12 protein-coding genes are annotated in these 12,373 nt (G+C 72.5%); 7 read left to right on the top strand and 5 right to left on the bottom strand.

Annotated elements, in window-relative coordinates:
* Window positions 1–95: 95 nt before the first annotated feature.
* The gene (locus ABD207_RS18880) at window positions 96–1,331 is read left to right on the top strand and encodes a DUF4185 domain-containing protein (protein WP_344014276.1); all 1,236 of its coding nucleotides are present in this window, start codon (window positions 96–98) and stop codon (window positions 1,329–1,331) included.
* On the opposite strand, the gene ABD207_RS18875 is transcribed toward ABD207_RS18880, so the two are convergent.
* Window positions 1,267–2,409 (bottom strand): bile acid:sodium symporter family protein, encoded by a 1,143-nt coding sequence (locus tag ABD207_RS18875; protein WP_425580747.1) that lies wholly within the window; start codon window positions 2,407–2,409, stop codon window positions 1,267–1,269. The two genes, ABD207_RS18880 and ABD207_RS18875, sit on opposite strands and share 65 nt — an antisense overlap.
* A gap of 167 nt (window positions 2,410–2,576) precedes the next feature.
* On the opposite strand from ABD207_RS18875, the gene ABD207_RS18870 reads away from it, so the two are divergent.
* The 3 genes from ABD207_RS18870 (at window position 2,577) to ABD207_RS18860 (ending at window position 6,521) form a co-directional block, all read left to right on the top strand.
* Window positions 2,577–3,446: a LysR substrate-binding domain-containing protein gene (locus ABD207_RS18870; RefSeq protein WP_344014274.1), complete on the top strand. Its 870-nt coding sequence runs from the start codon at window positions 2,577–2,579 to the stop codon at window positions 3,444–3,446.
* A gap of 251 nt (window positions 3,447–3,697) precedes the next feature.
* Window positions 3,698–5,524, top strand: coding sequence for an AMP-dependent synthetase/ligase (locus ABD207_RS18865; RefSeq protein ID WP_344014273.1), 1,827 nt, complete (start codon window positions 3,698–3,700; stop codon window positions 5,522–5,524).
* Window positions 5,525–5,687: 163 nt separating this feature from the next.
* Entirely contained in the window at window positions 5,688–6,521 is an 834-nt protein-coding gene (locus ABD207_RS18860; protein ID WP_344014272.1) for an aldo/keto reductase, read from the top strand.
* A gap of 108 nt (window positions 6,522–6,629) precedes the next feature.
* Here the strand turns inward: ABD207_RS18860 and ABD207_RS18855 are convergent, their stop codons facing one another.
* The 3 genes from ABD207_RS18855 to ABD207_RS18845 form a co-directional block, all read right to left on the bottom strand.
* Window positions 6,630–7,538, bottom strand: a complete 909-nt coding sequence (locus ABD207_RS18855; RefSeq protein ID WP_344014271.1) for a class I SAM-dependent methyltransferase — start codon at window positions 7,536–7,538, stop codon at window positions 6,630–6,632.
* Between the two features lie 108 nt (window positions 7,539–7,646).
* Window positions 7,647–8,417 (bottom strand): class I SAM-dependent methyltransferase, encoded by a 771-nt coding sequence (locus tag ABD207_RS18850; RefSeq protein ID WP_344014270.1) that lies wholly within the window; start codon window positions 8,415–8,417, stop codon window positions 7,647–7,649.
* A gap of 5 nt (window positions 8,418–8,422) precedes the next feature.
* Window positions 8,423–8,728: a 4a-hydroxytetrahydrobiopterin dehydratase gene (locus ABD207_RS18845; protein ID WP_344014269.1), complete on the bottom strand. Its 306-nt coding sequence runs from the start codon at window positions 8,726–8,728 to the stop codon at window positions 8,423–8,425.
* 216 nt (window positions 8,729–8,944) lie between these two features.
* On the opposite strand from ABD207_RS18845, the gene ABD207_RS18840 reads away from it, so the two are divergent.
* Window positions 8,945–9,766, top strand: a complete 822-nt coding sequence (locus ABD207_RS18840; RefSeq protein WP_344014268.1) for a helix-turn-helix domain-containing protein — start codon at window positions 8,945–8,947, stop codon at window positions 9,764–9,766.
* A gap of 8 nt (window positions 9,767–9,774) precedes the next feature.
* Here ABD207_RS18840 and ABD207_RS18835 read toward each other — a convergent pair whose 3' ends face one another.
* A complete protein-coding gene (locus ABD207_RS18835; RefSeq protein WP_344014267.1) occupies window positions 9,775–10,200 on the bottom strand; it encodes a hypothetical protein in 426 nt (141 codons plus the stop codon).
* A gap of 289 nt (window positions 10,201–10,489) precedes the next feature.
* On the opposite strand from ABD207_RS18835, the gene ABD207_RS18830 reads away from it, so the two are divergent.
* Together ABD207_RS18830 and ABD207_RS18825 are read left to right on the top strand one after the other, a co-directional pair.
* The gene (locus tag ABD207_RS18830; protein ID WP_344014266.1) at window positions 10,490–11,353 is read left to right on the top strand and encodes a helix-turn-helix domain-containing protein; all 864 of its coding nucleotides are present in this window, start codon (window positions 10,490–10,492) and stop codon (window positions 11,351–11,353) included.
* A 145-nt stretch (window positions 11,354–11,498) separates the two neighbouring features.
* On the top strand, window positions 11,499–12,314 hold the full coding sequence (locus ABD207_RS18825; RefSeq protein ID WP_344014265.1) for an SAM-dependent methyltransferase: 816 nt from the start codon (window positions 11,499–11,501) through the stop codon (window positions 12,312–12,314).
* The last annotated feature ends 59 nt before the right edge of the window (window positions 12,315–12,373 follow it).

Genomic DNA, 12,373 nt, shown 5'->3' with positions numbered 1-12,373 from the left:
GACGCCCGCTGGGCCACGGCTGACGGCCCCTCGGGCACCGTGCGCACCCGGTGCCCCATGGACCGGCGCCGGTGCGCCCACTAACGTCGCGGAGCGTGTCCGACGACGTGGTCCGAGTGCGGCAGCGGACGGGGACCGGGATCGGCCTGGTGCTGGCCCTGATCCTCGGTGCCGTGCTGGTCAGCGGGCTGCCCGAGGACGACGGGCGGCCGGACGGCGACGGGGACTGCGCACCGCGCACGGTCGCCTCCTGGACCGCCGACGACGGCCTCACGGGCGAGTTCGCCCGCTACGGAGACGATGCCGCCCGCGCCGACGACTGGACCGGCGGCGACGGCACCCACTCCGTGCGGCTGCCCGACGGCCGGCTGCTGTGGCTGTTCTCCGACACCTACCTGGGCCGGGTGCACCGCCCGCCCAACCCGGTCGGCGAGGCCTACGCCTGGCGCGACACCACCGCCCCGCTGGTGCGCAACTCGGGTGTGCTGATGCGCGACGGGCGTCTCGAGGGCACCCTGCCCGCCCCGCTCTTCCCCGATCCGGCGCCGGACCAGTGGCGCTGGCCGGTCGCCGCCCGGGTCGAGCCCCGCTCCCCCGGCTCCGACGACCAGGTCGTGCGGGTCCTGCTGTGGGTGCGCACGGCGGGGCAGGATCCGTGGGTGTACGGCGTGCCCACCGCCACCGAGGTCGCCACGCTCTCCCTGCCGGACCTGCGTGTGGAGTCGATCGTGAAGGTGCTCGGGCAGGAGCAGGTGGCGGACTTCTCGCGGCGGGTGCTGTTCGGCACCACCCTCCTCGAGAAGGACGGCTGGACGTACGTCTTCGGCGGCGACGACGGCAGGCCCGCGGCCCGGCCCGCCTCCCACGCCTATGTGGCCCGGGTGCCGGAGGGCCGTCTGGCCGACCCGTCAGCCTGGGAGTACTGGAACGGCCCGGCCTGGCAGAGCCGTGCCCGCCCGCGCCCGGTGCTCGGCGACGGCCGGCGCACCGGCGTGGGCAGCGCCTTCTCGGTGGTGCGCGACGACGGCACCTATGTGCTGTTCACCATGGCCGCGGGCGCCAAGGGGCTGACCACGGTGGCCTCGTACTGGGCCTGCTCCCCGACCGGGCCCTGGCACGGGCCGTCCGCGGAGTTCGCCCCCGCGCTGCCGCAGCAGGGCACGGCCGCCTACAACCCGCAGACACATCCGGAGCTCGGCGGCGACGGGCGCCTGGTCCTCAGCTACGACGTGAACTGGCTGGAGTCGGCCGGCGCGGCGGTGATGCTCAGCCGGAACGTGTCGCTGTACCGGCCCCGCTTCGTGACGATCCGCCTCGGCGCGGACCGGTGAGTGCGGGGGCCGGGCCGGTCTCGGAGCCGGTCTCGGAGCCGGTCCGGGAGCCGGTCCGGGAGCCAGTCTCGGAGACCTCTCCCTCCGGTACCGGATCGTGCGAGCGGCGGCGGGCGATCACCGCGCACACCATCAGCTGCATCTGGTGGAACAGCATCAGCGGCAGCACCGCCATCGAGGCGTGCGCACCGAACAGCACGCTCGCCATGGGCAGCCCGGCCGCCAGCGACTTCTTGGAGCCCGCGAACTGGATCGCGATGCGGTCCGCGCGCCCGAAGCCGAGCGCCTTGGCGCCGTACCAGCTCAGCAGCAGCATCACGGTGAGCAGCGCCGCCTCCACGGCGAGCAGGGCGCCGAGCCGCGCGGCCCCCACCTGGTGCCAGATGCCCTGCACCATGCCCGCGCTGAACGCCGTGTAGACGACCAGCAGGATGGCGCCCCGGTCGGCCAGGCCCAGTGCCCTGCGGTGCCGGGTGAGGAAGGGGCCGAGCCGGCGGCGCAGCAGCTGCCCGGCGAGGAACGGCACCAGCAGCTGGGCCACGATCCTCACCACCGAGTCGGCGGAGACACCGCCCCCGCTGCCGCCGAGCAGCAGCGCCGCCAGCAGCGGGGTGAGGACGAGGCCGGCGAGCGAGGAGAAGGAGCCCGCACAGATCGCGGCGGGCACATTGCCGCGGGCCATCGAGGTGAAGGCGATCGACGACTGGATGGTGGACGGGACCAGGGTGAGGAACAGCAGGCCCCGGTACAGCGGCTCGGTCAGCAGGAACGGGACCAGCCCGCGGGCCGCCAGCCCGAGCAGCGGGAAGACCACGAAGGTGCAGGCCAGCACGGTGACATGCAGGCGCCAGTGCTTCAGCCCGTCGAGCGCCTCCCGGGTGGAGAGCCGGGCGCCGTAGAGGAAGAACAGCAGGGCGACGGCGGCGGTGGAGGCACCGGAGGCGATCTCCGCGCCGGTGCCGCGGGCCGGCAGCAGCGCGGCGAGGCCCACCGTGGCGAGCAGGAGCAGGATGTACGGGTCCAGCGGTGTCCGGCTGGTCAGGGTCCGTATCCGGCTGGGCAGACGCAGGCGTGTCACGGTGCTCCACTTGCTCAGTTCCTGTTGCGGTCGCTCGTCCCCCTGTTCCCTCGCGGGCGCTTCTCGGGGGTACATGCCCCATGGTGATCGTCCCGCGGGCGATCGGGAAACCCGTACACCGCTCTCACTGTCATCACGGATCGCGATGAGCGGCGTACCGTGGCCCCATGTACGACCCCACGCACCTGCGCACCTTCCTCTCCGTGGCGCAGACGCTGAGCTTCACGCAGGCCGCCCGGCGGCTGGGGCTGCGGCAGTCGACGGTGAGCCAGCATGTGCGGCGGCTGGAGGACGCGACGGGCCGGCAGCTGTTCGCCCGGGACACGCACTCGGTGGAGCTGACCGAGGACGGCGAGGCGATGCTGGGCTTCGCGCGGCGGATCCTGGAGGTGCACGAGCAGGCGGCGCAGTTCTTCGGCGGCACCCGGCTGCGCGGCCGGCTCCGCTTCGGCGCCTCGGAGGACTTCGTGCTGACCAGGCTGCCGGAGATCCTGCAGCGCTTCCGGCGCGAGCACCCGGAGGTCGATCTGGAGCTGACGGTCGAGCTGTCGGGCATCCTGCACCAGCGGCTGGCCGAGGGCCGGCTGGATCTGGTGCTGGCCAAGCGGCGGCCGGAGGATCCGCACGGCGAGCTGGTGTGGCACGACGAGCTGGTGTGGATCGGCGCGCCGGGGCTGCGTCTGGACCCGGACCGGCCCGTGCCGCTGATCGTCTACCCGCCGCCGGGCATCACCCGCGAGCTGGCGCTGCGGGCGCTTCAGCGGCAGGGCCGCCCGTGGCGCATCGTGTGCACCAGCGGCAGCCTGAACGGTCTGCTGGCGGCGGCCCGCGCGGGGCTCGGCGTCATGGTGCACTCCCGGGGACTGGTGCCGCCGGGCCTGGTGCGGGTGCCGGAGCGGGCGGGGCTGCCCGAGCCGGGGCAGGTGGACTTCGTGGTGACGTACGGCCGGGGCCGTCCCTCGGCGCGGGAGGCGGCCCGCGCGCTGGCGGAGGCGATCCTCGCGGGCGGCGACCGGCTGCACCGCGGCGGGCCGTGATGAGGCGTGTTCCCCCCGTTCCGGCGCATCCACGGTCGTACAGATTCGGTGGAGATTACGGCACCGAAACTTACTCAACCGTCAGGAATCTGTCCGACCCTTCCCCATGTGAGCGCATTTTCCAGGGCTGACCAGCGCGTACAAGAGCCGTGCTCAATTTTCCACCCCCTCCCGCGCCTGTGCGGTGTGAGGTAGCTTTCACCGCCTGCGGGGGGTCGTGGAGAAGGAAGCGCTGAGACGGGGAGCGGGGATTGCGCGAGTTCGAGAACCCTCCGCCTGCGTCGGCACCTCTCGTGGGCGGACTGGCCGACATGATCTTCCAGTACGCCGAGGAGGACCCGACACGCGTCGCGCTCGGCCGCAAGGACGAATCCGGGCAGTGGCGGGATGTGACCAGCGCCGAGTTCCGTGACGAGGTGCTCGCCCTCGCCAAGGGGCTGATCGCCCGCGGGGTGCGCTTCGGCGACCGGGTCGCGATCATGTCGCGCACGCGCTACGAGTGGACGCTGTTCGACTTCGCCCTGTGGACGATCGGCGCGCAGGTCGTGCCGGTGTATCCGACGTCGTCGGCGGAGCAGTGCTTCTGGATGCTGTACGACTCGGAGGTCACCGCCGCGATCGTGGAGCACGAGGACCACGCGATGACCATCGCCACGGTCATCGACCGGCTGCCGCAGCTGCGCCAGCTGTGGCAGCTGGACGCGGGCGCGGTGCAGGAGCTGTACGACGCGGGCGCGCACATCGACGACGAGATCGTGCACCGGCACCGCAGGGCGGTCACCCCCGACTCGGTGGCGACGATCATCTACACCTCCGGTACCACGGGCCGTCCCAAGGGCTGTGTGCTCTCCCACGGCAACTTCATGCACGAGGCGGAGACCGTCATCGAGGGCTGGGAGCCGGTCTTCCACTCCAAGAAGGGTGACGAGGCCTCGACGCTGCTTTTCCTGCCGCTCGCGCACGTGTTCGGCCGGATGGTGGAGGTGGCGGCGATGCGCGGCCGGGTCAAGTTCGGGCACCAGCCGCAGCTGAACGCCGCCGCGCTGCTGCCGGACCTGGCGGCGTTCCGGCCGACGTTCATCCTGGCGGTGCCGTACATCTTCGAGAAGGTGTTCAACGCCGCCCGCCGCAAGGCGGAGCGCGAGGGCAAGGCCGGGCCGTTCGAGAAGGCCGTCGAGGTGGCGGTGAAGTACGCGGACGCCGTGGAGGCGAAGGCGTGGGGCATCGGACCGGGGCCCTCGGCCGGGCTGCGGATGCAGCACCAGCTCTTCGACAAGCTCGTGTACAGCAAGGTGCGCGCGGCGATGGGCGGGCGGATCCGCAGCGCCATGTCGGGCGGCTCGGCCATGGACCGGCGGCTCGGCCTGTTCTTCGCCGGTGCGGGCGTGCAGATCTACGAGGGCTACGGCCTGACCGAGTCCACCGCCGCCGCCACCGCCAACCCGCCCGGGCGCACCCGGTACGGCACGGTCGGCCCGCCGATTCCGGGCGTCACCGTGCACATCGCGGACGACGGGGAGATCTGGCTGCACGGTGCCACCGTTTTCCAGGGCTATCTGAACAACCCGAAGGCCACCGACGAGGCCCTGCACGACGGCTGGATGGCCACCGGTGACCTGGGCTCCCTCGACGAGGACGGCTATCTGACCATCACCGGCCGCAAGAAGGAGATCCTGGTCACCTCCGGCGGCAAGAGCGTCTCGCCGGGGCTGCTGGAGGAGCGGGTGCGCGACCATCCGCTGGTCAACCAGTGCATCGTCGTCGGCAACGACCGCCCGTACGTCGCCGCGCTGGTCACCCTGGACCCGGAGGCCGTGGAGCACTGGCTCGCGATGCGCGGCAAGCCCCAGCTGCCGCCGGCCCAGCTGGTCAACGACCCGGACCTGGAGACCGAGGTGCGGCGCGCGGTGGTCGCCGCCAACACGCTGGTGTCGCAGGCCGAGTCGATCCGCACCTTCCGGATCCTGGCGCAGCCGTTCACCGAGGAGCACGGGCTGCTCACCCCGTCGCTGAAGCTGAAGCGCAAGGCGATCGAGAAGGCCTACGCGGCAGAGGTCGAGGCCCTGTACCGGACGTGAACACGATGCGCCCCGGCCGCGCAGTCACCTTCCGTCCGGACGCGCGTCACGTCCCTCACCAGACGCGAGTCGGCCGATCAGGAATGCACGACGAGCAGTGATCGTTGACCATGGAGGTATCAGACCGACCACTCCTGTCGACGAGACGAAGGATCGTAAGCCCGTGACCAAGGTCCCCGCGATCACCCTGAACAACGGCGTCGAGATGCCCCAGCTCGGCTTCGGCGTCTGGCAGGTGCCGGACGCCGAGGCGGAGACGGCCGTCACGCAGGCCCTTCAGGCCGGCTACCGCAGCATCGACACGGCGGCCGCGTACGAGAACGAGGAGGGCACCGGCAGGGCCATCGCGAAGTCGGGCATCCCGCGCGAGGAGCTGTTCGTCACCACGAAGCTCTGGAACACCGACCAGGGGTACGACAGTACGCTGCGCGCCTTCGACACCTCCCTGTCCAAGCTGGGCCTCGAATACCTGGACCTGTACCTCATCCACTGGCCGACGCCGGCCCGGGACAAGTACGTCGACACCTACAAGGCGTTCGAGAAGCTGCTCGCCGACGGGCGGGTCCGCGCCATCGGCGTGTCGAACTTCCTGCCCGAGCACCTGGAGCGGCTGATCTCCGAGACCTCAGTGGTCCCCGCGGTCAACCAGATCGAGCTCCACCCGCATCTGCAGCAGCACACCGCCCGCGAGTACCACGCGGAGCGGGGCATCGCCACCGAGGCCTGGTCGCCGCTGGGCCAGGGCAAGGGCCTGCTGGAGGTCCCGGCGATCGTGGCGATCGCGCAGAAGCACAACCGCACCCCGGCCCAGATCGTGCTGCGCTGGCACCTCCAGCTCGGCAACATCGCCATCCCGAAGTCGGTGACGCCGTCCCGCATCCGGGAGAACATCGACGTCTTCGACTTCAGCCTGGACGCCGAGGACCTGGCCGCCATCAGCGCCCTCGACGAGGACCGCCGCCTGGGCCCGGACCCGGCCCAGTTCAACATGGCCTGACGCGCGTCCTGAACAACCGTCAGCACGAAGCGCGGCGGCCTCCGTGAGGCACGAGGCCGCCGCACTCCTCCATCGCAGCCCGCACGTCCTCGAGGGGTGCTCCTCCGGTCAGACCGGGCGTACCGCCGTGTGCACGGTGTGGGCGGTGAGGAGGAAGACGTCGGGGCGGTGGTGGAGGCTTGCCTTGTCGTCGGGGTCGAGGAGGCGGTCGAGGGTGGTGCGGTCGTCGGGGTCGAGGCGGTCGGCGAAGGTCTCGCGGGCGCGGGTGAGCATGTCGACGGCGTAGGCGCGGGCGCGGTCGGGGGCCGGGGCGGGGAGGTCGAGGAGGAAGGAGCGGGTGCGGGTGTGGTGGAGGCCCGCGGCGGTGAGCAGGGCCGGCCAGTGCTCGCTGGTGGCGACCGAGCCGGGCAGGTCGGCGCGCATCTGGGCGAACCACTCCTCCTGCAGCACGTCGAGGCGGGCCTGGAGGCCGGGGCGGCCGAAGCCGAGGTCGCGCGGGAGGAAGCGGGTGGGCAGGCCGCCCTCCATCACGGCCAGGGTGCCGCCGGGGGCGAGCCGGGAGGCGAGCGTGGTCAGGGCGGCCTGCTGGTCGCCGAGGTGGTGCACGCTGCGGCTGGCCCAGAGGAGGTCTGCGGGGTACTCCAAGTCGTCGAGGACGCCGGGGAGTTCGCCGGTGAGGGTGGAGAAGCGGTCGGCCACGCACCGGTCGGCGGCGCGGGCCCGGGCGCGTTCCAGGAGCGGTTCGGAGCCGTCGACGGCCACGATGCGTGCGCCGGGGAAGGTGTCGGCGAACAGGCAGGAGATGACGCCGGGGCCGCTGCCCGCGTCCACCACGAGTCCGGGTTCGGTGACCTCCTTGGCCAGCCAGCCGAGGACACGCTCGTACAGCGGGGTGAACAGTTCCGCCTGTGCTTCGAGGTGGTCGGCCATCTCGGCCCAGTCGATGTCCGTGTGGTCGTGCGCGTGCGCGGACGGGGGTGTGTGCTTGTCGCCGTGGTCGTGGTGGTGGTGCGCCATGGTGTCAGTCAGCCTCTCCGCTCGGGTGCGGACAGAGTGCGCCGACGCTCCGGACGGGGCAAATGAAGTTGCCGGTTGTGCAAAGGCGGGGGGGTGGGGCGTCGGGGGTCATCGTGGGTGCGGGAGCGTGGGGCGGGGTGGAGGCTTGCGGAAGGCCCGGAGGGTGAAGACCGGGTCGGGGCGGGGGCGGTCCTGGTCGGGGAGTGCGGCCAGGCGGGAGGCCATGCGGTCGGCCAGCGGGCTGTCGGGCGGGATGGTGACGAACCAGCCGCGGCGCAGGTCGGCGAGGGTGCGGCGGGGGCTGCGGCCCTGGCCGTGGCCGCGGAAGCGCGCCTGGCCTGCCGGGACCAGGCCGTGGCGGGCGGCGCAGGCCTCGACGTCCGCGGCGGCGTCGCGGACGGGGCTGCGCGGGCGGGCGGCGAGGACGGCGTCGATGTCGCTGCCGACGTTGTGGGCGGCGGCCTTGTCGACGGTGGTGACGTAGACGCCGCCGGGGCGCAGCACGCGGGCGCACTCGGCGAGGACGGCCTCGGCCTCGTCGGGTCCGTTCAGCAGATGCAGCAGCCAGACGGTGACCACGGCGTCGAAGCGGGCGTCGGCGAACGGCAGCCGGCGGGTGTCGGCGCGGACGATCCGGCCGGGCAGCCGGGTGGCGGCCAGACGGGTCATGGCGGAGGCGAGGTCGACGCCGGTCACCGCCAGGCCGGGGCGGGCGGCGGCGAAGCGGCGGGTGACCAGCCCGGTGCCGCAGGCCGCGTCGAGCAGGGTGCGGGCCTGTCCGGGGATCAGTCCGAGCACGGCGTCGGCGGCGGCCGCCGCACGTGGTTCGCCACCGCGGAGGTCGTCGTAGTGCCGGGCCTCCTCCTCGTAGTCGAGCACGTGTCTCAGTGTGCCCCGTGGCCGGGGGCCAGGTCCTCCACCCTGCGGGCGAGCTCGAAGTCCTTCTCGGTGACGGCTCCGCCCACGCTGTGGGTGTTCACGGACAGGGCCACGGTGTTGTAGCCGAGGGTGAGGTCGGAGTGGTGGCCGAGTTCCTCCTGCACCTGGGCGATGTGGACGACCATCGCCGTGGCCGCGAAGTGCGAGCCGAGACGGTAGGAGCGGGTGAGGCGGTCTCCGTCGAGCGACCAGCCGGGCAGCTCGGCCAGCCGGTCCTCGATCTCCTTGTGCGGCAGCGGTTCGACGGGCATGGAGTGCGCTCCTTCGCCGGTGGGGGGGTGGTTCAGCGGTCCTTCGGACGCCTCGGGAGGCAAAGGGACTCGTTACTCAGCGTGCCACAGCATGTCGTCTGCGGCTCCCGGTCGGCGGAGAACGGGGCCATGTGTCGAGGAGGTCACCCATTGCCAGAGGGTGCGGGCAGCGGGTGCGGATGCCCGGTCGCCCGGTTCCCGGTTACGGTCGGCGGCATGAGCAGTGCGACGTCGGACGCCGCCTCCGCGGCCGGGGGTGCGGGCCCGCTGCTGCGTGCCTGGCGGGAGCAGCGGCGGGTGAGCCAGCTGGAGCTGGCGCTGCGCGCGGGTTCCTCCGCCCGGCACATCAGCTTCATCGAGACGGGGCGTTCCCGGCCCAGCGAGGAGATGGTGCTGCGGCTCGCCGAGCATCTGGACGTGCCGGTGCGGGAGCGCAACGCGCTGCTGGTGGCGGCCGGTTACGCGCCCCGGTATCCGCACACCCCGCTGGACGACCCGGCGCTGGACGCGCTGCGGGCGGGCATCGAGCGGCTGATCGGGGGCTACGAGCCGTTTCCCGCACTGGTGGTGGACGCCCTGTTCGACGTGGTGGCGGCCAACCGCGGGGTGACGGCGCTGCTGGAGGGGATTCCTCAGTCGCTGCTGGCGCCGCCGCTGAACGCGCTGCGGCTCACGCTGCACCCGCAGGGGCTCGCCCCGCGCATCCGGAATCTGCGGCAGTGGCGCGGGCATCTGCTGCAGCGCATCGAGCACCAGATCGCGCTGCGCCGTTCGGAGCAGCTGCGGGCGCTGTACGAGGAGGTGGCCGCGTATCCCGTGCCGGAGACCGGTTCGGAGGCGCAGGAGGAGACGGACGACGCGGCGGCGTACTTCGCGCTGCCGATGCTGCTCGAGCATCAGGGGCGGACGCTGTCCTTCGTCTCCTCGATCTCCACCTTCAACATGCCCATGGACGTGACCGTCGCCGAGCTGGCCGTGGAGACGCTGCTCCCGGCCGACCCGGCGACGGCCAAGTACCTGCAGAACTGGCTGAGTTGAGTCAGCAGTCAGCCCCGGTCGGACTGCCGCGCCTTCAGCGCCATGTGCTGCAGCAGGGCGAAGCCGGCCACGACGAGCGCCTGGAGCACGGTCCACACCGCGCCCGCCGCGCTCGGCGAGAGCCACAGCGCGAGCGCGGCCAGACTCACCGCCGACCAGGCGAGGTTGGCCTCGACGACGGCCCGCACGCCGAGGGCCGGCGGGTGCGGGCGGGCGGCGAGCAGACCGACTCCGGCCGCGTAGCCGAGGAGGAACGCACCGAGCCCGAGCAGGAGTGTCGAGTCCACGCCGAGGAAGCGCCCGAGCGGTCCGGAGAGCGCGAGGTAGGCGAGTGCGTTGGCGCCGGTGACGACGGCGTCGAGGGCGAGGATGCGGCGCAGCACGGCCTGCGGGTCGGTGGTCCGGGCGAGCGCGGCGGGCTGAGTCGCGGACATGATGAATCACCCTCCGTCGGGATCGGTTGGTCGGCGGGATGCGGGCGGTGCGGTCCCGGAGCGGAGTGCGCCGCCCCGGGACCGTCCGGCTCCACGATCCCGGTGGGTGGGGCCGGCGTCGATTACCTCCGGAGTAATGCCGCACGGAGGGCACTTCCCTCGTGCCGATCGGCGGCGGGGGCCGTCGCACCGCGGAACGAGGGGGCGTGGTGACCCGTGCGCACAGCGTGAGAGTGTGGGGGCGGCGTGACAGACTGATCGCGGAGCACGGCGCGTTGGGAGGCCGGGTGTGAGCGAGCGGCGGGCCGCACCCACCGTGGGGCAGGTGGTGCTCGGCAGACGGCTGCAGGAACTGCGGGAGGCCGCGGGTCTCGGACGGGACGAGGCGGCCAGGGTGCTGCGGGTGGCGCCCGCGACCGTCCGGCGCATGGAGACCGCCGAGGTCGCGTTGAAGATCCCGTATGTGCAGATCCTGCTGTCCGCCTACGGGGTGCCGGAGCCGGAGGCGACCGCGTTCATCGATCTGGTGGAGGAGGCCAACCGGCCGGGCTGGTGGCAGCGGTTCCACGATGTGCTGCCCGACTGGTTCAGCCTGTATGTGAGCCTGGAGGGCGCCGCCCGGATCATCCGCTCCTACGAGCCGCACTTCGTGCCGGGCCTGCTGCAGACCGAGGACTATGCGCGGGCGGTGCTGGAGGCCGGCACGATCGGGGCGGAGGGCCACGAGACGGTCGAGCGGCATGTGGCACTGCGCATGGAACGCCGCCGGCTGCTGGAGCGGGCGGACCCGCCGCATCTGTGGGTGGTCCTGGACGAGACAGTGCTGCGGCGCCCGGTGAGCGTCGACGGCCGGGTGATGCGCAAGCAGCTGGACGAGCTGCTGCGGTACTCCGAGCGGGACCGGATCACCGTGCAGATCGCGGAGTTCACCGACGGCCCGCATCCGGGGGCCTACGCGCCGTTCACGCTGTTCCGGTTCGCCGAACCGGAGTTGCCCGACATGGTGTTCACCGAGTACCTGACCGGCGCCCTGTATCTGGACTCCCGCACCGAGGTGTCGGCGCATCTCGAGGTGCTGGACCACATGACGGCGCGGGCGGCGTCCACGGAGCGCACCCGGGAGCTGCTGCGCGCCTGGCGTGACCGGTACTGACCGGTACTGACCGGTACTGACCGGTCCTGACCGGTACTGAGCCGTATCCGTGCAACCCGCGCAACTCGCGCAACCCCGCGCGGCGGAGCGCGTCTTGAGAGAAGAGCGATGCGATGACCAGGACAGGACGAGGAGAGGACAGCGTGTGACCGGATCCGACGCGATCAACGCCCCGATCGACACCAGCCGCCCGCACCCGGCCCGGGTCTACGACTGGTGGCTGGGCGGCAAGGACAACTACCCGGTGGACGAGGAACTCGCCCGCAGGATCCTCGCCGCGGACGGCACCGTGGTGCGCGGGGCGCGCGCCAACCGCCGTTTCATGCACCGGGCGACCAGAACAGTCGCCGAGGCGGGGATACGGCAGTTCCTGGACATCGGCACCGGCATCCCCACCGAGCCGAATCTGCACCAGGTGGCGCAGCGGGTCGCGCCCGAGTCGCGGGTGGTGTACGCGGACAACGACCCGATCGTGCTGCGGCACGCCCAGGCCCTGCTGCACGGCACTCCGGAGGGCGTCACGGCGTATGTGCACTCCGATGTGCGGGACCCGGACAGGCTGCTGGGCGAGGCGGAGAAGACCCTGGACTTCGGGCAGCCGGTGGCGCTGTCGCTGGTCGCGCTGACCCACTACCTGGACGACGCGCCCGACGGCGACGACGTGTACGGCCTGCTGGAGCGTTACGTCGCCGCGCTCGCGCCCGGCAGCTATCTGATCCTGTCCCAGGTGACGGCGGATCTGAGCCCGGAGGCGGTCGGACAGGCGGCCGAGCACTTCCGGCGCAGCGGTACGCCGTTCCATCCGCGTTCGCTCGCCGAGTTCTCGCGGTTCTTCACCGGCCTGGAGCTGCTGGGGCCGGGGGTGATCCCGGTGCACGGCTGGCGTCCGGAGGCGGAGGACGTGGCAGCGCAGGCGGAGGGCATCGTACCGGTGTACTCGGGGGTGGCCCGCAAGCCGTGACGGCGGGGGCGTGGGACGGGCGGCCGGCGCGGGTGCGAGCTGGGCGGCCGGCGCCGGTG

Origin of the sequence: Streptomyces thermospinosisporus (assembly GCF_039526425.1) — a bacterium.
Taxonomy (GTDB): Bacteria; Actinomycetota; Actinomycetes; order Streptomycetales; family Streptomycetaceae; genus Streptomyces; species Streptomyces thermocarboxydovorans.
Note: the sequence above shows the minus strand (reverse complement) of the source record. Positions and strands in the feature narration are given on the sequence as shown.